Origin of the sequence: Halorubrum sp. Eb13, assembly GCF_002252895.1 — an archaeon.
Taxonomy (GTDB): domain Archaea; phylum Halobacteriota; class Halobacteria; order Halobacteriales; family Haloferacaceae; genus Halorubrum.
This window is the reverse complement of the sequence record NZ_NHPE01000121.1, coordinates 1-22,484: the sequence shown is the minus strand read 5'-3', so window position 1 is coordinate 22,484 and position 22,484 is coordinate 1. Positions and strand designations below refer to the sequence as shown.

At 69.0% G+C, this 22,484-nt stretch carries 24 protein-coding genes and 1 tRNA gene; 6 read left to right on the top strand and 19 right to left on the bottom strand.

Translation table 11 applies throughout. From position 1 onward, the window contains the following. Positions 1-24: 24 nt before the first annotated feature. The 10 genes from DJ75_RS13505 to DJ75_RS18725 form a co-directional block, all read right to left on the bottom strand. On the bottom strand, positions 25-498 hold the full coding sequence (locus DJ75_RS13505) for a hypothetical protein (RefSeq protein WP_094524971.1): 474 nt from the start codon (positions 496-498) through the stop codon (positions 25-27). Between the two features lie 104 nt (positions 499-602). After that, entirely contained in the window at positions 603-998 is a 396-nt protein-coding gene (locus DJ75_RS13500) for a hypothetical protein (RefSeq protein WP_094524970.1), read from the bottom strand. Positions 999-1,084: 86 nt separating this feature from the next. Then, positions 1,085-1,426 (bottom strand): monovalent cation/H(+) antiporter subunit G, encoded by a 342-nt coding sequence (mnhG, locus tag DJ75_RS13495; RefSeq protein ID WP_094524969.1) that lies wholly within the window; start codon positions 1,424-1,426, stop codon positions 1,085-1,087. Positions 1,427-1,499: 73 nt separating this feature from the next. Beyond that, positions 1,500-1,793, bottom strand: coding sequence for a monovalent cation/H+ antiporter complex subunit F (locus tag DJ75_RS13490; protein WP_094524968.1), 294 nt, complete (start codon positions 1,791-1,793; stop codon positions 1,500-1,502). Beyond that, on the bottom strand, positions 1,783-2,442 hold the full coding sequence (locus DJ75_RS13485) for a Na+/H+ antiporter subunit E (RefSeq protein ID WP_094524967.1): 660 nt from the start codon (positions 2,440-2,442) through the stop codon (positions 1,783-1,785). The genes DJ75_RS13490 and DJ75_RS13485 overlap by 11 nt, the downstream gene beginning before the upstream one ends. Further along, entirely contained in the window at positions 2,439-4,046 is a 1,608-nt protein-coding gene (locus DJ75_RS13480) for a complex I subunit 5 family protein (protein WP_094524966.1), read from the bottom strand. The genes DJ75_RS13485 and DJ75_RS13480 overlap by 4 nt, the downstream gene beginning before the upstream one ends. After that, positions 4,043-4,387 (bottom strand): sodium:proton antiporter, encoded by a 345-nt coding sequence (locus DJ75_RS13475; protein ID WP_094524965.1) that lies wholly within the window; start codon positions 4,385-4,387, stop codon positions 4,043-4,045. The genes DJ75_RS13480 and DJ75_RS13475 overlap by 4 nt, the downstream gene beginning before the upstream one ends. 46 nt (positions 4,388-4,433) lie before the next feature. After that, complete coding sequence (locus tag DJ75_RS13470; RefSeq protein WP_094524964.1) at positions 4,434-4,898, bottom strand: MnhB domain-containing protein; 465 nt, start codon at positions 4,896-4,898, stop codon at positions 4,434-4,436. Continuing rightward, the gene (gene mbhE, locus DJ75_RS19295; protein ID WP_094524963.1) at positions 4,895-7,297 is read right to left on the bottom strand and encodes a hydrogen gas-evolving membrane-bound hydrogenase subunit E; all 2,403 of its coding nucleotides are present in this window, start codon (positions 7,295-7,297) and stop codon (positions 4,895-4,897) included. Before mbhE ends, DJ75_RS13470 begins: the two co-directional genes overlap by 4 nt. Positions 7,298-7,561: 264 nt before the next feature. Beyond that, positions 7,562-7,712 (bottom strand) — tRNA-Gln (locus DJ75_RS18725). 101 nt (positions 7,713-7,813) lie between these two features. Between DJ75_RS18725 and DJ75_RS13460 the strand changes: the two genes are divergently transcribed. Then, the gene (locus DJ75_RS13460; RefSeq protein ID WP_094524962.1) at positions 7,814-8,716 is read left to right on the top strand and encodes an NAD(P)-dependent oxidoreductase; all 903 of its coding nucleotides are present in this window, start codon (positions 7,814-7,816) and stop codon (positions 8,714-8,716) included. A 39-nt stretch (positions 8,717-8,755) separates the two neighbouring features. Here DJ75_RS13460 and DJ75_RS13455 read toward each other — a convergent pair whose 3' ends face one another. The 5 genes from DJ75_RS13455 to DJ75_RS13430 form a co-directional block, all read right to left on the bottom strand. After that, on the bottom strand, positions 8,756-10,045 hold the full coding sequence (locus DJ75_RS13455; RefSeq protein WP_094524961.1) for a DUF5305 domain-containing protein: 1,290 nt from the start codon (positions 10,043-10,045) through the stop codon (positions 8,756-8,758). A 4-nt stretch (positions 10,046-10,049) separates the two neighbouring features. After that, the gene (locus tag DJ75_RS13450) at positions 10,050-11,213 is read right to left on the bottom strand and encodes a signal peptidase I (protein WP_094524960.1); all 1,164 of its coding nucleotides are present in this window, start codon (positions 11,211-11,213) and stop codon (positions 10,050-10,052) included. 259 nt (positions 11,214-11,472) lie between these two features. Next, on the bottom strand, positions 11,473-12,378 hold the full coding sequence (locus DJ75_RS13440; protein WP_254921989.1) for a hypothetical protein: 906 nt from the start codon (positions 12,376-12,378) through the stop codon (positions 11,473-11,475). A gap of 112 nt (positions 12,379-12,490) precedes the next feature. Continuing rightward, positions 12,491-14,026 carry a CARDB domain-containing protein gene (locus DJ75_RS13435; protein WP_094524958.1) on the bottom strand — a complete coding sequence of 512 codons (1,536 nt, stop codon included), beginning with the start codon at positions 14,024-14,026 and terminating at the stop codon, positions 12,491-12,493. Positions 14,027-14,110: 84 nt separating this feature from the next. After that, the gene (locus tag DJ75_RS13430; RefSeq protein ID WP_094524957.1) at positions 14,111-14,692 is read right to left on the bottom strand and encodes a hypothetical protein; all 582 of its coding nucleotides are present in this window, start codon (positions 14,690-14,692) and stop codon (positions 14,111-14,113) included. 470 nt (positions 14,693-15,162) lie between these two features. On the opposite strand from DJ75_RS13430, the gene DJ75_RS13425 reads away from it, so the two are divergent. The 4 genes from DJ75_RS13425 to DJ75_RS13410 all read left to right on the top strand — a co-directional run bounded on the left by DJ75_RS13425 (position 15,163) and on the right by DJ75_RS13410 (position 17,504). Further along, complete coding sequence (locus DJ75_RS13425) at positions 15,163-15,744, top strand: hypothetical protein (RefSeq protein ID WP_094524956.1); 582 nt, start codon at positions 15,163-15,165, stop codon at positions 15,742-15,744. Between the two features lie 102 nt (positions 15,745-15,846). Continuing rightward, on the top strand, positions 15,847-16,548 hold the full coding sequence (locus DJ75_RS18720; RefSeq protein WP_176451457.1) for a hypothetical protein: 702 nt from the start codon (positions 15,847-15,849) through the stop codon (positions 16,546-16,548). A gap of 156 nt (positions 16,549-16,704) precedes the next feature. Then, positions 16,705-16,995 (top strand): UPF0175 family protein, encoded by a 291-nt coding sequence (locus DJ75_RS13415; protein WP_094524955.1) that lies wholly within the window; start codon positions 16,705-16,707, stop codon positions 16,993-16,995. Continuing rightward, the gene (locus DJ75_RS13410; protein WP_094524954.1) at positions 16,992-17,504 is read left to right on the top strand and encodes a DUF3368 domain-containing protein; all 513 of its coding nucleotides are present in this window, start codon (positions 16,992-16,994) and stop codon (positions 17,502-17,504) included. Before DJ75_RS13415 ends, DJ75_RS13410 begins: the two co-directional genes overlap by 4 nt. Before the next feature lie 160 nt (positions 17,505-17,664). Here the strand turns inward: DJ75_RS13410 and DJ75_RS13405 are convergent, their stop codons facing one another. Together DJ75_RS13405 and DJ75_RS13400 are read right to left on the bottom strand one after the other, a co-directional pair. Continuing rightward, on the bottom strand, positions 17,665-17,943 hold the full coding sequence (locus tag DJ75_RS13405) for a hypothetical protein (RefSeq protein WP_094524953.1): 279 nt from the start codon (positions 17,941-17,943) through the stop codon (positions 17,665-17,667). After that, complete coding sequence (locus tag DJ75_RS13400; protein ID WP_094524952.1) at positions 17,921-18,523, bottom strand: hypothetical protein; 603 nt, start codon at positions 18,521-18,523, stop codon at positions 17,921-17,923. The genes DJ75_RS13405 and DJ75_RS13400 overlap by 23 nt, the downstream gene beginning before the upstream one ends. A 125-nt stretch (positions 18,524-18,648) precedes the next feature. On the opposite strand from DJ75_RS13400, the gene DJ75_RS18715 reads away from it, so the two are divergent. Beyond that, positions 18,649-18,798, top strand: coding sequence for a hypothetical protein (locus tag DJ75_RS18715; protein WP_170938252.1), 150 nt, complete (start codon positions 18,649-18,651; stop codon positions 18,796-18,798). Between the two features lie 56 nt (positions 18,799-18,854). On the opposite strand, the gene DJ75_RS13395 is transcribed toward DJ75_RS18715, so the two are convergent. Together DJ75_RS13395 and purL are read right to left on the bottom strand one after the other, a co-directional pair. Next, positions 18,855-19,985, bottom strand: a complete 1,131-nt coding sequence (locus tag DJ75_RS13395; RefSeq protein WP_094524951.1) for an ABC transporter ATP-binding protein — start codon at positions 19,983-19,985, stop codon at positions 18,855-18,857. A 128-nt stretch (positions 19,986-20,113) separates the two neighbouring features. Continuing rightward, positions 20,114-22,399 (bottom strand): phosphoribosylformylglycinamidine synthase subunit PurL, encoded by a 2,286-nt coding sequence (gene purL, locus DJ75_RS13390; RefSeq protein WP_094524950.1) that lies wholly within the window; start codon positions 22,397-22,399, stop codon positions 20,114-20,116. Between the last annotated feature and the right edge of the window lie 85 nt (positions 22,400-22,484).

The window sequence follows — 22,484 nt, the reverse complement described above, 5'->3', positions numbered from 1 at the left end:
TCGCCGCCGTTTTTTAGCTGCGTCTCAGACGTCGAACAGCCGGTCGGCGTCCTCCGCCTGTCGGCGGTAGATACCCCGTCCCTTCAGCCGCGGCACCTCGTGTCGGTGGAGCGTCTCGTCCTCGCAGTCGTACACGATTGGGAAGACGTTGGTCCGGCGGCGGGCGACCGTGTACGAGCGCGCCGCGTCGACGAGCGACGGGTCCGGATCGGGAACCGGGAAGACGACGTAGCCGAGGGGGGTCGTCGAGCCGTGCCGGTCGTCGACGCGGTCGACGAGCACGTCGCGGAACGAGTCCGCGACCGCGACGAGGTCCTCCGGGCTGGGGTCCGGCTCGTCGTCGACGAGCGTGGCGATGACGGCGACGGGGCCGATAGAGGCGTCCTCGTCGCGGGTCTCCCATACCGGGTCGAACCCGTTCGTGTACTCGTCGACCGGCTCGAAGCCGTGCTTCCGACGGTTCTCGACGACGGCGTCGCGGTACTGCGTGTGGTCCATACGCTATCACATGACTTGGATGTTAAAAAATGACACACATGGCGGCGACCCGCGCGAACTCCCGGCCGCCTTCGAACGCGCTCGCCGCGTCCGATACCCCTCAGTCACCGGAGCCGATCGAGCTCGTCCGCCGCCGCGAGCGCCGCGATCATGAGCCGGTGTTGCACCGCCCAGAATCGCTTGGCGGCCGCGTACGCGACGGCGACGGCGGCGGCCGCGAGGAGCCCGGCGACCGGGCCGGCCGCGGCGGCGACGACGGACGACTGGTAGCCGAGCGCGCCGACGACGACCGCCGCGACGAGGGTGGCGAGGGGTCGACGCGAGGGGTTCCGAGCGACGTCCGCGAGGCCCCGCAGGTCGCGTTCGAACGCCGGCGTCACCTCGTCGTCGACGCGGATACGGTCCCTCGCGGACCGCGTCCGGGAGTCGCCGTCACCGCGAGCGGTCGCGTCGCCCTCGGCGGCTCGCGTCGAGCGCGGCGATCGAGTCGGTCCCGACATACGAGTGCGAGGAGAGACCTGTCCGGCATATACCTTACGGGTAGTTCACATTCGACGGGAGCGGGCGACGCGCGTCGGGAGCCCCCTCACTCGTCGTCCGATCTCCCCGGCCACGTCACGGACCCGAGGAACGGGACGCCGGTCCGTTCCGCCGCCCGCGAGATCATGTGCGCGCCGGTCGGCACCGTCAGGAACAGGAAGACGATACCGATGAGCGACGAGAGGCCGGCGCCCCCGGGACCGAAGTGGACGAACCCGGCGAGGAAGACGGCGACCGCACCGATGGTCGCCGGCTTGCTCGTCGCGTGCATCCGGTTGTACACGTTCGGCAGCCGCAACAGCCCGATCGTCCCGACCGTGAGGAAGAACGCCCCGACGACGACGAGCGCGATGACGATCCACGCGCGTATCGGAGTCGATTCGATCATCGGCGTCCCCCTCCGGAGGCGCGCTGCCCGGTCTGACTCTCCCGTCGGGTTCGATGTCGGTAATTCATAGTTGTCACTCGTTCGTAACGATGATGTCGCCCTCGGTGATGAACTTGGCAACCGCGACCGTCGAGAGGAACGCGATGATCGCGAGCACGAGGCTGACGATCACGAAGAGGCCCCGACCGGTCTTGATGGCGAACAGGACGGCGATCGCGACGACGTTCGTCGCGATCGCGTCCAGCGCGACCACGCGGTCGGGGACCGTCGGCCCTCGGACCGCGCGGTAGCCGCACAGCAGGTTCAGCAGCGCCACGAGGACGATCGCGGCGTCGATGACCGCCACCAGCGACCCCTCAGCGGCCATCTCCGTCACCTCCCGTGGCCTCCTCGGTCGGCCGATCGGTCGCCGTCTCCTCCCCCGCTTCCGGAGCCGCCTGCTTGAGCGCGGGATGCGTTCGGTCGGGCGGGTAGACGGCGAAGTCCGGCGCGGGGTCGCTCGGCGAGAGCTCCTCGTCGAAGATGACGAGCGCGTAGCTCTCCCAGTCGCGGATCGGGTCGACGACGTCCTCCGGATCGCTCCCGTCGATCACGTGGACGTACAGCGCGTTCTCCTCGGGGTCGTAGTTGAGCGTGAGCGATCCGGGGGTCATCGTGATGCTGTTGGCGATGGTGGTCACGCCGAGGTCGGTCTGTACGCGCAACGGGATGAGGATCACCTCGGAGTCGGTCGGTCTGGAGGGCGCGAGCACGCGGTACGTGACGTCGAGGCTGGCGACGATCGCCTCCCGAACGAACGTCAGCACGTACCACAGCGCGTACGGGACCGCGCGGATCGACCGGGGGAGGTCGACGGTCTCCCCGTACAGACGCCGAAAGACGAAGGCCGTGGGGAAGCCGACCGCGAGGCCGATCAGCAGCGACCCGACGAGCGGTTCGGGCCCGAGCGGCGGTCCCTGGACGAACACCCAGATGACGCCGAACAGGAACCCGGCGACCGGCCAGGTGCGGGTCACGCGCCGTCACCCCCGCTCAGCCCCACGACGTCGACGTACCCCTCGGAGTCGAGCGCGGCGGCCGCGGCCGTCTCCGCGAACCGGTAGATCGGGTCGAACCCCACGCCGACGAGAACGACGGCCGCGGCGAGCGCGACGAGGACGGCGACCTGACCCGACTCGACGGTCGCGACCTCGACCGCCGTCGTCTCGCGCCCCCAGAAGCCGCCGACCCACACCCGCGTCGCGTACAGGATCGTGAGCACGGCACCGAGGAGCAACGCGACCAGCGCGAGCGCCGACGACGGGCCGGGAGCGGACGCGACTCCCCGGACCGCCGCGTCGAACGCGAGGAGCTTCCCGAAGAACCCGGTCAGCGGCGGGAGGCCGATCAGCGAGAGGAGGCCGACGAAGACGGCCCCCGAGAGCACCGGCGAGTGGCCGGCGAAGCCGCCGAGGTCCGCCAGGCGGTCCGTTTTCGTCGCGTCCTCGACGGCGGCCGCCGAGAGGAAGAGCAGTCCCTTCGCGAGCGCGTGGTGGAGCGCGAACACGAGCGCGGCGGCGATGGCGACCCCGCGGAGCGTCCCCGCGGGAGGCGCCGCGGCGGCGATGGCGACGGGCACGGCGATGAAGCCGACCTGCCCGATGCTCGAGTACGCGAACACGGCCCCGAGCCGGTCCCGGCCGACGGCGCCGAACCCGCCGACGACGATGCTCGCAACCCCCATCGCCCCCAGCACCGGGGCGAGGAAGCCGAGGGGTGACGCGGCGGTGAGGCCCGGCGCGTCGACGGGGACCGACGCGGCGGCGAGGACCGTGAAGTAGAGGCGAACGATCGCGTAGATCCCGACCTTCTTCGTGACGCCGGCGAACATCGCGGTGATCGGCGCCGGGGCGGCGGTGTAGGCGGCGGGCACCCAGAACTGGAAGGGGACGAGCCCGGCCTTCAGCGCGAACACCGCGAGCAACAGGGCCGACAGCCCGACGACGGGCGCGGGATCGATGCCGTACGCGTCGGGAGCCGCCAGTCGTCGGGCCATGTCGGCCATGTTGAGCGTCCCCGTGGTGGCGTACAGGCCGCCGACGGCGACGAGCATGAGCGCGCTTCCGAACACGTTCATCACCAGGTACCGGAACGACGCCGCGGTGGCGTGGTCGGTGCCGTAGAAGGCGACGAAGACGTAACTGACGATCAGCATCACCTCGAACCAGACGAAGAGGTTGAACAGGTCGCCGGTGAGGAACGCGCCGGTCGCGCCCACGAGGAGCATGTGGAACAGCGGATGGTAGTACACGCGCTGGTTCTCGGCGGTCACGTACCGGAGCGAGAACAGTATCGACGCGGCGCCGACGCCCGCGGCGATCGTCAGCATGAACGCCGACAGCCCGTCCAGAACGAGCGTGATCCCGAAGGGGGCGGGCCAGCCGCCCACCTGATACGCGGCCGCGCCGGGCGCCGCCGGCCCGAGGACCACCGCCCAGACGGCGGCGGACACGGTCCCGACGTAGGCGACGGCGCCGGCCACGCTCGTCGCGCGCTGTATCCGGGGCCGCCGACCGAGCGCGAGCGTCAGCACGGCGGTGGTTACCGCGGCTAGTAGCGGCGCGATCACGAACCGGCTCATGGCTTCCACTCCGTGACGTCCATACTCTCGTTCTCCTCGTACGCGCGGTACGACAGCACGAGCGCCAGCGCGGTCGTTCCGAGGCTGATGACGATCGCCGTCAGGACGAGCGCCTGTACCACCGGGTCGGCGACTTCGGGGACGCCGCCGCCGTGGACCTCGAGGACGGGCACGAGGTCCCCGGTACCCTCGTCGATGCCCCCCATCGCGATCAGGTAGACGAACGTCGCCTGGGAGACGACGGCGACGCCCAACACGACCCGAACCAGGTCCCGTTGTAACAGCAGGAACGTCCCGACGGCGAACAGCCCGCCGACCGCGACCGCGAGGGCGACGCTCATCGCTCACCGCCCCCGCGTCGGCCGGACGGAATCGTTTCGCGCCGCCTCATTCCGCGCTCACCACCGAGACGATAGTCAGGAGGCTGCCGACGACGACGAGGTACACGCCCAGGTCGAACGCGAGCGCGCTCGCGAGTTCGACCTCGTGGTAGATCGGGACGCCTTCGAGGTGGACGTACCCCTGAGTCAGGAACGGGTCGCCGACGAGGAGCCCCGCGAATCCGCTGCCGAGCACGATCACCAGGCCCGCGAGCAACGTGCGGCGGTAGGCGGTGACGGTGCGGTGTTCGAAGACGCTGGTGCCGGCCTCGACCTCCCGGCCGAGCACCCCAGACTCCAGGTAGTCGAGGTCGTGGGCGACGTATATCAGCACGAACGCCGCCGCGGTGAGGACGCCGCCGATGAAGCCGCCGCCGGGCAGGTTGTGGCCCTGTAAGAACAGCGAGATGGAGACGACGAGCACGATGGGGACGGTCACCCGGGCCGTCGTCCGCATGATCGTCGTCGTCACGGCGACTCACCTCCGTCGAGGACCGCTTCCTCGTCGCCCTCGGTCACCGTCTCACCGCGGGTCCGCATCGTCACGAGCACGAGGATGGCGATCGCGGCGATCGTGACGACCAGTAGTTCGCCCAGCGTGTCGAACGCCCGGAAGTCCACGAGGATGACGTTGACGACGTTCGAGCCGCCGCCGCCCGGAATCGCCTGCTCCGTGTAGTACGTGGCGACGCTCGTCGGCTCGGCGTCGGGACCGGGTATCGTCAGGAGTACCGAGACGAACGCCGTCGCGCCCACGAGGATCGACACGGCCGCGTCGCGAGCGATGGCGAGCGGGCGGACGTCCGAGTAAAACGACGGCAGCCGCTGGAGGACGAGCAGGAAGACGAGGAGGACGAGCGTCTCGACGACCAGCTGCGTGAGCGCCAGGTCCGGCGCGCTCGCGAGGATGAAGAAGATGGCGAGCATGAACCCGAGGATCGACAGCGTGAGCACGCCGGACACGTGCGACGACGCGGTCGCCACGGCCACGCCGGCGAGGGTCGCGACGCCCAGCACGACGGCGACAGCCAGCGGAACGCGGACCCCGCCGACCCCGCCGGCCCCGAGGGACGCTCCCGCCGCGGCGAAGCCGGCGAGCGCGAACAGGCTCCCGGCCGCCGCCACCCACCCCACGTACGTCCGGAGGAGGCCGTCGTGGACCGCCGAGCCGAACCGAGCGCTCGTCGGCGCGGCCGTCGAGACGATCCGGTCGTACCACCCGCTGGGTCGAACCGGAATCGGCGCGTCGACGCCGCGGTTGATTCCCGCCGCGAGACGCTCTCGAAGCGGGTACGCGGCGAACCCGCCGATGACGGCGACGGCGGACATCGCGACCGGCGGCGAGAGGTGCGTCGGCAGTCCGACCTCGAGCTGGGCCTCGCCGGTGGCGGTGGCCTCGACGGCGCCCTGGACGATACCGTCGACCGCCAACTGCGGCGCGAGGCTGACGACGACCGCCGCGACGGCCAGCACGGCCGGGGGTGCGACCATCGCGATCGGCGGTCGGTGGACGTCCGCGACCGGGGCCCGCCGCTCGCCGAAGAACAGCGCGAGGAACTTTATCGAGTAGACGACGGTCAACACGCTCGCGAGCGTCGCCACGACTGGATACAGCCACGCGATGCCGCCGGCCTCGTGGGCGACTTCGTACGCCGCCTCGAACAGCAGTTCCTTGGAGTAGAAGCCGTTGAACGGCGGGATGCCGGCCATGCTCAACGCGGCGACCGCGGTGACGGCGGCCGTCACCGGGAGCTCCCGCCAGAGTCCGCCGAGGTCGTCGAGATTTCGGGTCCCGGCCTCGTGAACGACGATCCCTGCAACGAGGAACAGCGGCGCCTTGAACAGCGCGTGGTTGAGGAGGTGAAAGGCGCCGGCCTCGCCGCCGTAGACGATATCGAAGCCGAAGCCCGCGACCATCAGCCCGAGGTGGCTCGCCGTCGAGTAGGCGAGCAGCTCCTTCGTGTCGGTCGCGGCGACGGCCAGCAGCGCTCCGACGGTCATGGTCAGGAGGCCCAGGGTCGCGACGAGCGACACCCATTCGGGACTCATCAGGAGGGGGCGCACGCGGCCGAGGAAGTAGACGCCCACCTTCACCATCGTCGCGGAGTGGAGGAACGCGGAGACGGGCGTCGGCGCGACCATGGCGTTCGGCAGCCAGAAGTGGAGCGGCACCTGCGCCGACTTGGCGGCGGCGGCGACGACGATCAGCCCCAGCGCCGGGACGAACAGCCCCGACTCGCGGAGGGCCGCGCGCATCGCCTCGTCGTTCGCGATCATCGCCGTCAGGTCGAAGGTCACGCCGCCGAGGGCGCCCCGCGCCGCCGCCGCGAGCATCAGCACCCCCGCGAGCAGGCACAGGCCGCCGCCCACGGTGACGACCATCGCCATCCGCGCCGAGTAGCGCGACTCGTCGTCGTCGGTGTGGTGACCGATGAGCACGAACGAGCAGAGGCTGGTCAGCTCCCAGAACAGGAAGACGAACACGAGGTCGGAGGCGAGCGCGACGCCGAGTATCGAACCCATGAACGCCAACAGCGCCGCGTAGTAGCGCGCTAACCCCTCTTCGCCGTGCATGTACGCGGCCGAGTAGACGAACACGAGGACGCCGATGCCGCTGGCGAGGAGCGCGAAGAGGAGCCCCCACCCGTCCACGGTGAACTGGGCCCCGATGTCGAGCGCGGGGACCCACGGCACCCCGACGGTACCGTAGCTGCCGATCCCCGTCGCCAGCAGTCCGAAACTGGCCGCCGCCACGGCGGCGCCCGCGTAGCCGGTCCGTTCGCCGAGGACGCGATACAGAAGCGGCGAGAGGGCTGCTGCAACGAAGGGGAGCGCGACGGCGGTCGTTACGATTGTCAGGTCCGGTGCCATCAGTAAGGGGCTTATCGGCCGAGGTGTCGCCGCCGGCCACCGGCTCGTCGGCCTCTACCTCACCATCTGATGCCTCCGCTAAAACTCCTGTGCCTGATGCGGTGGCGGCGGTCGAACGAGACCCGAGGCGGCGCGCTTCCCGATCGGGATATTGCTCGCGGCAGAATAGTCCCGGGCGGATATCGAACCACGGTCACTCCGCTTCGCTCCGTTCTCGGATTCGAATCCGTATTGCGACTATTCGTCCTCACTTCGTTCGGAGAATAGTCCCGGGCGGATTCGAACCGCCGTCAATGGCTGACTTCAGGCATCCGACGGCCGTCTCCGGCGAGACGGACGGCGATCGCGTCTCAACCGCGGACGCCGACGGATTCCCTCCAAAGGCCATTATGATTGGCCACTACACCACGGGACTGCGACCGGTGATTGCCCGCGCGCACTCAAGTAGGTTACCTTCCCCGACCGGTCGGCGACCGATCGCCGGAGCTACGTGCGCCGATCCCGGAACCCCCGGAGATGGCAACCATCCTCGTCACGGGGAGCTGCGGCGGCGTCGGGAGCTGGACGGTGGACCACTTCGCCGAGGCCGGCCACGAGGTCGTGGGCGTCGACCGACGGCTCCCGTCGGGCACCCGCGAGAACGCCGCGTTCAAGGCGGCCGACCTGACCGACTACGGCGAGACGAAACAGCTGGTCGAGGCCGCCGACCCGGACGCCGTCGTCCACCTCGCCGCGATCCCGAACCCGGACCACCACGCCGGCTCGCGCGTCTTCGAGAACAACGTCGTCAGCACCTACAACGTCCTCGACGCCGCGGGCGCGGCCGGCGCGCGGATCGCGTGGGCGTCGAGCGAGAGCTGCTACGGTCACGCCTTCGCCGAGGAGCACTGGCTCCCCGACGCGTTCCCGATCGACGAGGAGACGCCGACCGAGCCGGAGGACCCGTACGGCCTCTCGAAGGTCGTCGGCGAGGAGATCGCGGCGCGGGTCGCCCGGCGGTACGGCGTCTCCGCCGTCTCGCTGCGCGCCTCGTGGGTGAACTACCCCGGGGCCTACGAGACCCGCGCGGCGCGGGAGGGGTTCGACCCCGCGACCGCCGAGCCGAGCGGTAACTTCTGGAGCTACGTCGACGTCCGCGACCTGATCGCCGCGGTCGAGGCCGCGATCGACCCGGCCGCTCCGGAACCGCCGGTCGCGGGTCACGAGGCCGTGCTCGTCACCGCGGCGGAGAACTTCGTCGGGCGCGACACGGCCGCCGCGATCGAGGCGGTCCACGGCGACCTCCCCGACGACTGCGACCTCGACGGCGACGAGACCGCCTTCGACCTCGGGAAGGCGAAGCGGGTGCTCGGCTGGGAGCCGGCGCACTCCTGGCGGGAGGCGGAAGGAGTCGACGTCGACGGTCCCGAATTCGTCTGACCCCTCGACGCGCGGGGCGTCGCCGCGTCGACGAGCGCGTCACTCCCGGTTTGCGTCGTCGCTCCCGGCGTCGTCGTCCCCCGCCGCGTCCGTCCTCGTCGCCTCGGCGCCTGTACCGTCGCCGTCGACATCGACGTCGGCACCGTCACCGTCGCGCGCGTCGACGTCTTCGGCGCCCACCGCTCCGTCGGCGGCCGTGAGGTCGTCGACCGCGGGCGCGTCGCCGTCCTCCCCTTCGGAGAGTGCGTCGACCGACGGCGGAGACGGCGGCCGGTAGGTGTAGACGAAATCGCCGGCCACGGCGTGGTACGCGCCCGTCTCGGGGTCCTCCACGACGCCGGTGTCGTTGTCGATGGCGAAGTCAACGAGGTCGCGCAGGCTCTCCGCCTCCGCCTCGGGGCGCTCGTGGACGGACGCCGGGAGTCGGAACGTCGTGATCCACTCCGCGAACTCGGACCGGTCGTCCCTGTACGAGAGGTAGTCGCGCTCGGCGGGCGTGAGCGCGAACTCGCGCTCCCTTCGGGCGTACACCAGCGCGCCGGCTCCGGCGAGGCCGACCACGAACAGGAGCGGCCCGCCGATGGACCGGAGGGGGCCGTAGCTCTGATCGACGGTCACCGTCTCCGTGCGGTCCGAGGTGTCCGACCGGACGCCGGGGTCGGAGACGGTGTAGGTGTCGCCGCCGTGGTCGATTCCGAGCCGGACCGTCCGGGCGTACGAGGTCGGCTCGCCGTTGATCGTTCCCTCGACCGCCACGTCGGTGACGACGAACGTCTCCGTCTCCCCGGGCGACGCGCCGAGCTCCTCCTCGATCTCGGCCGCGGTCGCGTCGACCGCGGAGCTGTTGAGCGCGAACGACGCCGTCGCGGTCCCCCCGGGGTCCACGTCCGAGACCGTCTCCGACGCCAGGGGCTCCCGCTCGCTCCAGTAGACGACGTTCCCGTCCTCGCCGACGTTGCGGATGACGAGGACGGAGTCGAACCGGACGTCGACGTCCGACGCGGACGCGGCCGCGTACGTCGTCTCGACGGCGACATCGAGTTCGGGAGCGATCCGCGTGAAGTACGTGGTACGGTCGTCGAGGACGGTCCCGATCTGGAACACCGAGTTCGGCTCGGTCACCTCGGCGGAGTGGTTGTACGCCGTCTCGACAGTGAACGAGGAGACGGTCCGCTCGCGGGTCTCGGTGCCGGGATCGACGTGGGTCGTGTAGACGAGCGCGCCGCCGACGGCGGCCGCGATCAGCAAGACCGCGACGATCACGGCGAACTGTGCGTCTAACACCGCGCGGAGCCGGAGTCGGTTCTCGTCTGGGGATGAGGAGCTCATTCGGTCACCTGTAGATCTGGCGGAGGAGGCGGCGATACAGCGGGGGTTTCTCGCGCGATTCACGGGAGCGTATCCGCGCGGGCTCGCCGCGCAGCAGGACGAGCCCGATCCCGGCGATGGTGCCGCCGAGCAGGCCGTCGATCGCGACGATCGGCGCCCACGGGTGGACGCCGTACAGCTCGTCGATCACGCCGCGCGGGAGCACCGCGAGATACCGGTGCTCGGCGACGAACAGCCGGTAGTAGCCGGTCTCCGGCGGGGCGGTGAGCGTCACGGTGGTCGACGCCTCGCCCCGGCTCTCGACGCTGAGCCGCTGTGGCTCGACCTCGACGCCGGGGCTCGCCGGGGTGACGTACGCGTACACCGGCACCAGTCCGGAGTTGGGGACGACGTACTCCAGCTCCTGGCTCGTGCCGCGCTCGATGACGGTGGGGTTCTCGGACTCGAACTCGGCGCTCACGACGCCGTACTCCTGCGTGCCGGCCGGGACGACCATCGCCGCGGTCGCGGTCGCCATCAGCACCAGCGCGAGCACGGCGACGATCAGGAACACGGAGGTGCCGTCGTCGCGGGAGCGGTCGCGTTCGCGGGTCTCGCGCGCGTTTCGAGTCAGGTACCAGTCGGCCGCGTACGCGACCGCCGAGAGCCCGAAGAGGATGTACGCCAACCCCTGCGTTCCCTGGAACGACCGGACCCCGAAGGTGACCGCCAGCCACGTCTGGACCGAGGCGAGCCCCGACTGGATCGCCATCGCGACGGTGCCCAGGTGGGGGATGACGACCACGCTCCCGCCGACCTGGAGCGCCACCGCGACCACGTCGGCGTCCTGCACCACGGGCTCGCCCCCGTCCTGATCGGTGAAGGGGTTGTTGTCGCCCCGCGTTACGTACCCGCGCTCCGTCTCCTCGACGACGCGGTGGGTGGTCAGCCCGCCCCCCTCTATCTCCTGCGCGTCGAAGGTCACCACGTCGCCGACGCCGACGTCGCCGGCGAGCGGCGCGGGGATCGCCACGAACCCGTCACCGGGGTCCAGCGTGGGCTGCATGCTCCCGGTCTCGACGAAGCTGAGCAGGATCGGCTGTCCGAGCAGCTGGCCGACGACCAGCGAGAGGACGACGAGGACGACCGCGACCTGCAGCGTTATCGAGAGGATGCGTTTCGGTGACATGTGTCGTGGGTTGGCGCGGGCGTCGCGCTGCGGGCGTCGGTTCCGCCGCGGGCGTTGGTTCCGTTGCGGGCCTCGGTTCCGCCGCGGGCGTTGGTTCCGTCGCGGGCGTCGGTTCCGCCTCGATCGTCGGTTCCGCCGCGGTTCGGCGAGGCTCTCCGATCATGGAATGTAATCGACACGTTATAAGTTCGGGGTTCGGAGCAGGACGTGGCGGGAATCCGCCCGTCGGGTCGCGGGCCCGGGATCCCGCGTCGCGAGGTCACGTCTCGAACACCCCGACCGCGAGCAGCGCGAACGGGCCGATGAAGGCGAGACAGAAGCCCAGCAGGTGGACGTAGAGGTTCACGACGCTGCCCGTGCCGGTCGGATCGGCCGGGAAGCCGACGACCGGATAGCCGACGACCAGGACCGCGCCGACGGCGAACAGGTCGCCCTCGCCCGGCCGCGAAGCGACCGTGCGGACGCCCTCGCGGACCGTCTCGCGGATCGGGATCCCGGCGCTCGACGCGTAGAGGACGGCGAGGAGCGCGCCGGCGACGCCGGTCGCGAGCCCGGCGAGGCCCGGGCCGGTCGCCGAGACCGGGAGCGCGAGCAGCGCGATCCAGCCGACGAGCGCGAAGAAGACCGCGGGCAGCGCGCGGAGCGAGGCCCCCGGCGCGAAGCGCGCGCGGGCGTACGTCCCGAGCAGCAGCGGGAGCAGCCCCGCGAGCGCCATGTTGATCCCGGAGAAGCCGAACCCGATCGCGTCTCGGGGCACGGCGAGGTTCAGCGCCGAGAGGACGAGCGGGAACGCCAGCAGGAACGTCGCCAGCGCGGTCAAAAAGAAGCGGCGGGCGCCCCCGAAGACCGCGAGCGCGTAGCCGACGCCCGCGAGGAGACAGTACCCCGCGAGGTTGCCGGCGAGGTGACCGACGTCGAGGTGGACGTAGTGCGCGGCGAACGCGGTCGGAACGGTCGGGTCCGCGTACGCGAACGCGAGCGACCGGCGAGTCGCCTCCGGGAGCGAGAAGACGCCGACCAGCACCGCCGGCACCGCGAGCAGGACGAGCAGGTCGACGGCCCGGGCGCTCGCGAGTAGCTCCCGGCGGAGGGCGTGGTCGGCGGCGCCGGCGGCGCTCGCGGCGCCGGCGGCGCGGTCGCGCTCGTCGGTCGGTGGCGCGGTCACGGACGGGACCTCGCAGACCAGCGGTTAAGGCCTGTCGGCGCGCGTCTCACCGCTGAGAACCCGACGCCCGAGAGGACGGTTCGAACGAGTGCGTCCCCCGACGACCGACCGGTCATCGCGGCATCCGGCGGACGAGCGCGAGGGCGGCGAGGACGATGGCCACGAGCGCGAGCGGACCGGCGAGGTCCGCCGGATCGATCCCGAACGGCTCCTCCGTGGTCCCGGCGACGGTGGCGGACCCGTCGCTACCGGCGTTCGACTCGTCGCCCGATCCCCCCGCGTCGTCGCTCGCTGGGTCGCCGACGAGGAGGCGCTCGCCGACCGGCGTCCCGTCGACCGCGAGCTCGTACGCGCCGGCGGTCTCGAACGTCGCGTCGAACGCCACCGTCGCCGTCTCGTTCGGGTCGAGCGCGACGGTCTCGTTCGCGACCGGGGTGCCGTTCGCCGTCAGCGTCACCGTGCGCTCGCCGGCCGCGCCGCCGCCGTTCCGCAGGGTCGTCCGGACCGTCACGTTCTCGCCGGGGTCGGTCGCCTCTGGCGCGACCGTCGCCTCGGTCACGTCGTACCGGGGGGCGTGCTCCGCGACCGCGAACGTCGAAGACGGCCCGGTCGTCGCGCGGAAGTGGACCCGGTCCTCGGGGAGCCCGAGGAGCTCGACCGCGTCGTCGTCGACGACCTCGACCGGCACCTCCTCCCACGCGCCCGCGTCCGTTTGTCGGTAGAGCGTCACGTCCTCGGAGTCGGTCCCGGTCGCGTTCAGGTGGGACGGGGCCGCGCTGAGCCGGATCGTCGTCGCGTCGACCGCGTCGGGCGCGAAGTCGTGGTCGAGCGCGAGGTACGCCATCGAGCGCGGCGTGGTCGGCGCCGACACCGGCCCCGCGTCCGCGAACGGGTCCGGGCTCCCCGCGGCGTCCAGCTCGACGCGCTCGTTTCGGACGCCAGCCAGGTCGATCTCCTCCAGCGTGACGTTGTCGCCGTCGAGGTGCATCCCCTCCGCGAGCCACCGGACCGACTCCCCGCGGTCGATCCCGCTCGCGGTGAACTCCCGGTAGGTCGCGTTCGGCGCCCTGACCGTCGTGGTCGGGCCGCCGTCGTCGCCCGTCTTCCGGGTCGATACGCCCCTCGCCGTCGCGTCCTTCGGCTCCGCGAGCGTCGCGTTGATCCTGAACTCGTCGGCGCCCAACTGCGTCCCGGCGGTCGCGTCTCGGGTGTCGAACGCGAGGCCGACCGTGACGGTCTCGTTCGGCGCGAGCGTGACGCTGCTCTCGTTGCCCTCTATCGACTCGCCGTCGGCGACGAAGGTGACCTCGCCGTCGCCGTCGTACTCGATCCACACGTTCGCGTACTGCTCGCCCGTGTACGTGATCGTGAACACGTCGTCGATCGTTCCGCTCGCCCCGACGTTCACGCCCTCGAACGAGGGGTCCCGGATGTTCGGGTTCGACGCCGAGACGTCGATCGCGATCTCGTCGTCATTATTTAAGTAGGCGTACCGCCCGTTCGGCCCGTCGGCCGGTTGTACCGCGAGGTCGTCGTCCGCGAAGGTGTCGGCCGGGCCGTCGACCACCGCCGCACCCGTGGCGAAGGCGAGGGAGCCCGCGGCTACGAGGAGGAGGGCGAGGGTCAGGGTGCGGCGAGGGGTGGGCATACGTCGTTATATATTAGTAGAAAATACGAACTCTCTCACACTTTTAATAAAATTCAATTGAGCCGAGAATATGCAAATTTTGAGTTAGAGGGGTGTGTGCGTCGCGTAGAAGTCTATCGTGGACGGGGCGTCTCCAGCATCTTCGTCGCCCTTGAGGAAGAGCATAGGATGCACCGCAATAGCTTCACCAGGGCTCAGTCGCGGGATTTCTTTCGAAGGCCCATTCCCACTTGGATCGCTCACGTTGTTCACTTCGTGGAGTGCCTCGTACGGGAGGGGGAAAGCTCCCGGACCGCTAGTCTCATTCTGCGACCAGTACAGCGCGAAGTCACTCGAGGTCCAGCCGGCGAAATTCCCCGAATCGTCTAGCGTGTAGGCCTGAACCGATAGGTCCTGATTTCCGTTATTCCGGATCCAGAACACATTTTCAAATCTCGTGTTCGCATTCTCGTTCAGTGTGGGGAATTGGAGAGTAAGCTCACCGTCGCTGTATGTGGCGTACTCACTCCGTTCTTCAAGACCGAGATATGCGGAGCCATCGCCAGTCACGCTCGCAGTGACCGACCGCTCAGCTCGAATCTGGCTTGTCGCACCCGTACCAATTGCAGCTGCACTACCCGTAGCCAATGCACCCAGACCGGCGATGAACTTGCGTCGGTTTGCCATAGTTGTGTAACCTCGTTGTGTCCGCACACGACCCGCGGCCCGCCGACGCGGGACATCCCGCGTCACCCGAGGTCGCTCTACGCCATTCATGAGGCCTATCCCATATCGTTATGAATTTCCAGAAACACTTCCGGGCGAGACTGAAGACATTGCCGACGGGTTCCGCCCTCGCCTGAACCCCGATCCGACCGCTTCAGGCCGGGTCTGAGATCCGTTCGCGGGTCGTTCAGGACGCACCAGAACCGGCAATCGTTGCTTCTGATGGGGCGCTTGGATTTGACAGAAAGTGATAATTTACGGCGATCGAAAGATGATATCGATCTCTCGGATCCCTGTGTTTTCGCGTCCTTAGACGATATTACGCCGATAAAGAGTATTCGTACTGATGACTGTATAAACAGAGAGAAAGTTTCCTTGATTATCATAACCGCGGGATTTATGTTGACTTGTGAATATGTGTCTGACAGACAATGGCGTCGGCACAGCAGATCGACGGGGGAGAGGTCGAACCGACGACTGAGGTGTCCGAGGACGAGCTGTTCGACGTCCTGGCGAACCAGCGTCGGCGGTTCGCGGTACACCTGCTGAAACGAGAGGAGGAGGACCGGATCGCGATCGGCGATATGGCGGAGCAGATCGCGGCCTGGGAGAACGGGATCGAGACGACGGAGATCACGGGCAACGAGCGCAAGCGCGTCTACACCGCGCTCCAGCAGTCACACCTGCCGAAGATGGACGAGGCGGGGGTCGTGGAGTTCAACAAGGACCGGGGCGTCGTCGAGCCTACGCCGGCCCTGCAGAACGTCGATTTATATATGGACGTCGTCGAGGGGAAGGAGATCCCCTGGAGCGACTACTACCTCGGGTTGTCGGGGGTCGCCGTCGCGCTCACCGGCGCGGTGTGGCTCGGCGCGTGGCCGTTCGTCCTCCTGCCCGACATGGCGTGGACGATCGCGATCGTCGTTGCGTTCGCGTTCTCCGCGATGGCGCACAAGTACTACACCGCGGAGATGAAGATCGGCGAACCCGACGATCCCCCGGAACTGACGTAAGGCGCGGGGTTTCAGGCGGTGCCTTCCGCGGTTCCGGGAGTGTATAACCATACGGTCGGAACACGTTGGATAGCGTGAACGAAGCGTGAGATCCCACCGCACATGAAACGACGGAACCTCATCCTGTTGCTCGGCGGCGCGAGCTCCGGCGCGATGAGCGTCGGAACCGGCGCGTTCAGCAGTATGGAGGCCGAGCGCGGTGTGGAGGTGAGCGTGGAAGACGATGAGGACGCGTTCGTGCGGTACAGATCTTCTAAGAAGACAGTTTCATCGAATACGACGATCAATCTCGTTGAAATTCGAAACCAGTTCGGCGACGATACAGAAATTGAGATCGAAGAAGCTGAGGTTAAAGTGACGGAAATAGAAGGGAATGGACCTACGCTTGTAGGTGAGCCAGTTTACCCGGAGGAAAAGTTCGGCCAGTGGGACGGTGACCAAGTGATAATAGGAGAGGTCACTTGCGGGGAGGAATCCGGGAAATCGCAGTTCGAAGTCACAGTTCGGGTTCGTGGGGACGGTGTCCAAGCGGAACTGTTCGGAGAGACCCGATCGTTCATCGTCGAGTGCGATCCACTCACAGTCGAGTTCGCTGGGGAAGGTAGTGTTTTCGTCTCTCCTAGCGATCTTGAACTCAACACTAGGGTACTCTATTCACACAAAGGAGACAGACGAGTGGAACCTTCCGATGGACCGTTTTTGTGGGAAACAAGTCAGAGCTTCGATAGCGCTCGTCCGAAGGGCGATTTTATGACGAAAGGTCAACTGATAGCCGTCCGTTTCACGGGGTGTGACGAGACATAGTATAATCCGAACGCTAATTTAGAGGATATTGACCTCCCGAATGGATGGGTCCAGAGTGGACAGAATCCAATCGAAGGCGAAAGCCGCGGTAACGGTTCAAACTAGCGAACGAATCCCGCCGAAACCTATGAATACATCGTACACATAGTATACGCTGTGCCCACCATCTCCACTCGCGTCCCGGACGACCTCGAAGCCGAACTCGAGGCGTACCTCGAATCGGAACGCCTCGACCGGAGTACGGCGGTCCGAAAGCTTCTCTCCGAGGGCCTCGACGAGTGGCGCACCGAGCGCGCGCTCGAACGATTCGCCAACGGTGAGGTGTCGCTCGCGAAGGCCGCCGACCTCGCCGGCGTCTCTGTCTGGGAGTTCGCCGACCTCGTCGAAGGAGCGGACGACGCGTGGGTCTCGGCCGACCACCTCGAAGCCGACCTCGACGAGCTGTGAGCTGGGTGTTCGACGCGACGCCGCTGATCTACCTCGCGAAGGCGGACCGGCTCGGTGTCATCGAGGCGCTGGACGAGCCGCGAGTCGTCCCGGAGGCCGTCTACCGAGAAGTCGTAACGACCGGTGTCGAGCAGGGATACGACGACGCGCGCCGGATCGAGCGCGCCGTGGAGGACGGCCTCGTCGACGTCGTCGCGGTCGACACCGACGACTCGACGGTCGCGACGCGGCTCGCGCAACATCCGGGATTGAGCGACGCCGCGGTGCTCGGCTGTGCGGACGCCCGCGACGCCGTCGCCGCGATGGACGAGTCGGCCGGACGCTCCGCGGCCGAAGTGGAGGACGTCGAGACGCGAGGGACCGCGTACGTCGTTCTCGCCGCCGTGAGGGACGGCGCGCTGTTGACGGTGGAGGGCCGTGACGCCATCGACGCGATGATCGATCACGGCTGGTACGTGGCGCCGGACGTGTACACGAAGATCGTCGGGAAGTTGGAGTCGTTCGAGTAACGACTATTACGGCTCGTGAGAGAGGCCTCGATATGGCATCGTCACTCCCGCTATCAGAGGAGGAAAAGGAACGAACGCGGCGCGGCCGAGTCAGTTCCGGGGTCGCGACCGACGAAGCGGACATCGACGAGATACCCTACGGCTGAGTTCGGATGTCGACCTACTCCTCGTTGTGATTTTTTTCATCGGTCTCACCTTCCGCCCGCAACGTCTCGTCCGCGAACTCCCGAATTCGCTTTCTGTCCTCGGCGCTCACGTCGACCGCCTGCGCGCTCTCGATCTGTCCGTTCACGATCGCGTTCTGCTGTGGTCCCCACACCTCTGGCGGCTGTTCGTTTATATATTCGGCCCACCGGATCACCTGCTCGTAGCGGGGCGGTCGCTCGGGGTCGTCGTCGGCTTCGGCCGAGTCCTCCTCAGGCGTTCGTGAGTCGCTCATAGCGCTCCTCGACGTCGAGTCGTTCGACCCACGTTTCGAGTCGGTCGCGGGAAAGCGTTTCTCCGAAGACCGTGTAGAGGTGCGCGGCATCCTCGAGGTCGGTGCGACCGCCGAGCGAGAGCTTGTACGCGATCTGGAGTTCGAGCGGCCCGATGGGGACCGTGTGGCCGCCGACGTGCGCGTCCACCGCGTTCGCGAGGGACGCGTCGTCGAACTCGTCGCTCGGGAACTTCACTTCGAGGTGGGGCGTCATCTCGCCGTCGGGCGCGACCCAGATGTTCGTCTCGTTGGAGAGGTTCCCGTGCATCTCGGAGAGCGGCATCGCGGGTCCCCAGTACCCCTCGCGTTCCAGCTCGGCGACGAGTCCGTCGATCCGCTCGACCGAACAGCGCTCGATGAACACGTCGATATCCTCGGTCGACCGCGACCGGCCGGCGAGGATCGCGACGTAGCCGGCGACGAAGACGTGGTCTATGTCGAGCCGAGAGAGGATCTCGGAGAACCCGACAGCGAGCTCGTCGAGCCGGTTCGGCTCGCGGTCGACGACGAGCCCGCGATCGGTGAGTTCGACGCCCGTCATACGTGTCGGTCAACACGGGGTCTGATAAATCTCCCCGACGGACCCGCCGAGAACTCCGCGATCGGGCGTCGCATCCACCGCCCGGTTCAGATGCGCTTATATGTCCGCCGTACTGACCCCCGCACATGGACGACCACTCTCACGAACCCGACCCGGACGAGCGCGTGACCGCCCCCATGCAGGAGTTCGGCAGCCGCGAGGTCGGCATCGGCGCGGCCGTCACCCTCGTCGGTCTGCTGGTCGCGTACGTCCTCCCCTTCCTGTTCAGCTTCTAAGCAGCACGGGTCGCTCCGGTTTTAACAGATAGGACGAACCGCCGCCAGCGACGCGCTTACCGCGGGTACCACGCCAGCGGGTGGTCGGCGGTGAGCTCTAGGCTCACGGGCTCGTCGAGCCCGAACTCCTCGACGTGGTTGTGGAGGCAGTGGACCGTGTCGCCGGTCTCCAGCTCCACCCGGTAGACGAACGAGGGGCCGACGTACTGCCGCGAGACGATGACGCCGTCGGCCAGCTCGGGGCTCGCGGGCGTCGCCCGGAGGTCGTCCGGGCGCACCAAAACGTCGACCGGCGCGCCGTCGTAGACGGTGTCGTACCCCTCCAGCGTGACGGCGTCGAACCGGCCGATGCCGGTTTCGACCTTCCCGTCGCGGAGCTCGCCCTCGAGGAACGACGCCCGCCCGAGGAAGGAGGCGACGAACTTCGACTCGGGGCGCTCGAACACCTGCTCGGGGCGGCCGACCTGCTCGATCTTCCCCTCGTTCATGACGGCGACGCGGTCGGAGATGGAGAGCGCCTCCTCCTGGTCGTGGGTGACGGAGACGGCGGTGACGCCGGCCTCCTTCAGGATGCGGCGGACCTCCTCGCGCATCTCCACGCGGAGCCGGACGTCGAGGTTCGAGAACGGCTCGTCGAGCAGGAGCACCTCGGGCTCGGGGGCGAGCGACCGCGCGAGCGCGACCCGCTGCTTCTGCCCGCCGGAGAGCTGGTCGGGCGTCTTCTCGCCGTGGTCGGTCATCTCGACGAGCTCGAGCAGCTCGTCGACGCGCGCCGCGGTCGCCGCCTCGTCGGCGTCGGAGAGCCCGAAGGCGATGTTCTCGCGGACGGTGAGGTGCGGGAACAGCGCGAAGTTCTGGAAGACGATGCCGACGTCGCGCTGCTCCGGCGCGACGAGCGAGCCGTCGCCGGCGACGGTCTCGCCGCCGAGCCGGATCTGCCCCTCGGTCGGCTCCTCCAGTCCGGCGATGGTCCGGAGCGTCGTCGTCTTCCCGCAGCCGGAGGGGCCGAGGAAGGTGAGGAGCTCGCCGGGCTCGACGTCGAGCGAGACCCCGTCGACGGCGGTCTCCGGCCCGAACTCCTTGGTCACGTCCGACAGCGACAACACCGGATCGGGCGACGGGTCCGCGGGCGATCCGCTCTCCGTCGCGCTCGATCGCTTCGTTCCGACTGATTGTGTCTGAGCCATCGGTGAATCGGGCGCCGAGCCTGCCGGCGTCCCCTGGTTGCCCCTACGTATTTTAGGAAGGCCTAAAAGCGTATCGCTCGCTTTCGCCGGACGAAAATCGGGGACGCCGGAGGGTCGACGGCCCGTCGTCAGGCCAGCTCGCGCTCGATCACGCCGCGGAGCTCCCGGATCGCGTCGGCGTCGAGCGCCGTCGACTCGTCGCCGACCGACAGCGAGAGCGTCCCGTCCGTCGTCACCTCGCCGAGGCGGTGGACGGGGAGGTCGCCCGCGGCCTCGGCGACGCCCTCGGGGTCGGTCGTCTGGACGACGAGGCGACCGGGCGTCTCGTCGAACGCCGCGACCCGGTCGGGGAGCGTCGCGTCGACGCCGGCCGCGTCGGTGACCAGTTCGGCGAGCGCGACCGCGAGTCCGCCGTCGCTCACGTCGTGGGTCGCCAGCGTCGACTCGTGGCGGGCGACCGCCGCGAGCGACGCGACGAGGTCGGCGAGCCCGCGAGCGCCGGCGTCGGGACCGGCGTCGGCGTCCGGCAGGTCCGGGAACCGGTCCGTCCCGCCCGCCTGCGCGAGGTACTCGGAGCCGCCGAGGGCGTCCCCGCCGGCGCCGACGAGGAGGAACTCGGAGTCGGCCGCGCGGTCGGCGTCGAGGGCCGCCGGCGGCGCGTCGTAGCCGCGCTTCGTCCCGATCAGCGCGAGCGTCGGCGTCGGCGGGATCGGCCCCTCGACGCTGTCGTTGTACAGCGAGACGTTCCCGCCGACGACCGGGGTGTCGAGCGCGGCGCAGGCGTCTGCGAGCCCGTCGACGATCCCCTCGAAGCCGCCGTACACGTCGGGCTTCTCCGGGTTGCCGCCGTTGAGGCAGTCGACCGCCGCGAGCGGGACCGCGCCCTTCGCGGCGAGGTTGGTCGCGTTCTCCAGCGCGACCGCGCGGGCGCCCTCGTACGGGGCGGCCGACGTCCAGTTCGGGTTCGCGCCCGAGGAGAGCGCGAGCCCGACCCCCCGCTCGTCGGCGTCGGCCGGGGCGGCGTCGTCACCGGCTTCCCCCTCGCCGTCCGCCGCCGTCTCCCGGATCGCCATGATCGCGGCGTCGTCGCCGGGCTTCACCGCGGTCCGGGCGCCGACCTCGTGGTCGTACTGGCGGTACACCCAGCGCTTGCTCGCGGTCGACGGGGCCGAGACGACCGCCTCGACCGCGTCGGCGAGCGCGGGCTCGGGGTCGGGGAGGTCGCGGTCGGCCGGCGTGGGGGTCTCGCTCGCGAGGTCGTTCATCGGCGCGCCGTCGGCGAGGTACTCGGCGTCGACGTCGACGACGGTCTCGGACTCGGACGCCTCACCGTCGCCGGCGAACTCGCAGACGTAGTTCCCGTCGGTCACCTCGCCGATGACCGAGCAGCCGAGGTCGAACCGGTCGGCGAGCGCCGCGACGCGCTCGACGTCGTCGGGGGCGACCTCGTAACACATCCGCTCCTGGCTCTCGGCGAGCAGGATCTCGGTCGCGTTCATGTTCGGCTCGCGCTGGTGGACGCGGTCGAGGTCGATGCGGGCGCCGAGCCCGCCCTTCGCGACGAGCTCGGAGGAGGCGCCGCCGAGCCCGGCCGCGCCGAGGTCGCGGGCGGAGAGGACGAGGTCCTCGTCCACGAGCGCCTCGTTGCACTCGATCAGCCGCTTCTCGGCGTAGGGGTCGCCGACCTGCACCGCGGGGCGGTCCTCCGTCTCCGCGTCCTCCGCGAGGTCCTCGGAGGCGAACGACGCGCCGCCGAGCCCGTCGCGGCCGGTGGCGTTGCCGACGAGGACGAGCTTGTTGCCGGGTTCCTTGGCCGTCGCGGTCACGAGTCGGTCCTCGTTCGTGAGGCCGACGCAGGCGACGTTGACGAGGGGGTTCCCCTCGTAGCCGCCGTGGAAGGCGACGCTGCCGCCGACGGTGGGGACGCCGATGCAGTTACCGTAGTGGGAGATCCCCTCGACGACGCCCTCGAAGAGGTACCGCGAGCGCTCGCGGTCGAAGCCGCCGAAGTATAACGAGTCGAGTAAGGCGATCGGGTACGCGCCCATCGACATGGTGTCGCGGACGATGCCGCCGACCCCCGTGGCGGCCCCGTCGAACGGGTCGACGAAGGAGGGGTGGTTGTGGCTCTCGACGCCGAAGGTGACGTACTGGTCGCCGTAGTCGTCGTCGTCGCGGTCGGCCGCGGGGGCGTCGGCGGCGTCCGGCTCGGGCAGTGCGAGGACGGCCGCGTCGTCGCCGGGACCGACGACGACCTGGTCGCCCTCGCTCTCGAACGCCGACAGCAGCGGCCGCGAGGAGCGGTACGCGCAGTGCTCGCTCCAGAGGTTCTCGAACAGCGCGGCCTCGGCGGTCGTCGGCTCCCGACCGAGCTCGGCCACCACGAGCTCGCGGTCCGGTTCGGAGAGACTCATTCACTTACGTGGTTATCGAGCCCGTTCTAATGCTTTTCTATGTGCACGTTCGTGCGATCTCGATCGACTTCGGCGACGACGCGGC

Bases quoted from the DNA above. Each gene is read 5' to 3' on its own strand.
- DJ75_RS13505 (WP_094524971.1), bottom strand. From the start codon at position 498: ATGGACCACACGCAGTACCGCGACGCCGTCGTCGAGAACCGTCGGAAG.
- DJ75_RS13500 (WP_094524970.1), bottom strand. From the start codon at position 998: ATGTCGGGACCGACTCGATCGCCGCGCTCGACGCGAGCCGCCGAGGGC.
- mnhG (WP_094524969.1), bottom strand. From the start codon at position 1,426: ATGATCGAATCGACTCCGATACGCGCGTGGATCGTCATCGCGCTCGTC.
- DJ75_RS13490 (WP_094524968.1), bottom strand. From the start codon at position 1,793: ATGGCCGCTGAGGGGTCGCTGGTGGCGGTCATCGACGCCGCGATCGTC.
- DJ75_RS13480 (WP_094524966.1), bottom strand. From the start codon at position 4,046: ATGAGCCGGTTCGTGATCGCGCCGCTACTAGCCGCGGTAACCACCGCC.
- DJ75_RS13475 (WP_094524965.1), bottom strand. From the start codon at position 4,387: ATGAGCGTCGCCCTCGCGGTCGCGGTCGGCGGGCTGTTCGCCGTCGGG.
- mbhE (WP_094524963.1), bottom strand. From the start codon at position 7,297: ATGGCACCGGACCTGACAATCGTAACGACCGCCGTCGCGCTCCCCTTC.
- DJ75_RS13460 (WP_094524962.1), top strand. From the start codon at position 7,814: ATGGCAACCATCCTCGTCACGGGGAGCTGCGGCGGCGTCGGGAGCTGG.
- DJ75_RS13455 (WP_094524961.1), bottom strand. From the start codon at position 10,045: ATGAGCTCCTCATCCCCAGACGAGAACCGACTCCGGCTCCGCGCGGTG.
- DJ75_RS13450 (WP_094524960.1), bottom strand. From the start codon at position 11,213: ATGTCACCGAAACGCATCCTCTCGATAACGCTGCAGGTCGCGGTCGTC.
- DJ75_RS13435 (WP_094524958.1), bottom strand. From the start codon at position 14,026: ATGCCCACCCCTCGCCGCACCCTGACCCTCGCCCTCCTCCTCGTAGCC.
- DJ75_RS13430 (WP_094524957.1), bottom strand. From the start codon at position 14,692: ATGGCAAACCGACGCAAGTTCATCGCCGGTCTGGGTGCATTGGCTACG.
- DJ75_RS13425 (WP_094524956.1), top strand. From the start codon at position 15,163: ATGGCGTCGGCACAGCAGATCGACGGGGGAGAGGTCGAACCGACGACT.
- DJ75_RS18720 (WP_176451457.1), top strand. From the start codon at position 15,847: ATGAAACGACGGAACCTCATCCTGTTGCTCGGCGGCGCGAGCTCCGGC.
- DJ75_RS13405 (WP_094524953.1), bottom strand. From the start codon at position 17,943: ATGAGCGACTCACGAACGCCTGAGGAGGACTCGGCCGAAGCCGACGAC.
- DJ75_RS13400 (WP_094524952.1), bottom strand. From the start codon at position 18,523: ATGACGGGCGTCGAACTCACCGATCGCGGGCTCGTCGTCGACCGCGAG.
- DJ75_RS18715 (WP_170938252.1), top strand. From the start codon at position 18,649: ATGGACGACCACTCTCACGAACCCGACCCGGACGAGCGCGTGACCGCC.
- DJ75_RS13395 (WP_094524951.1), bottom strand. From the start codon at position 19,985: ATGGCTCAGACACAATCAGTCGGAACGAAGCGATCGAGCGCGACGGAG.
- purL (WP_094524950.1), bottom strand. From the start codon at position 22,399: ATGAGTCTCTCCGAACCGGACCGCGAGCTCGTGGTGGCCGAGCTCGGT.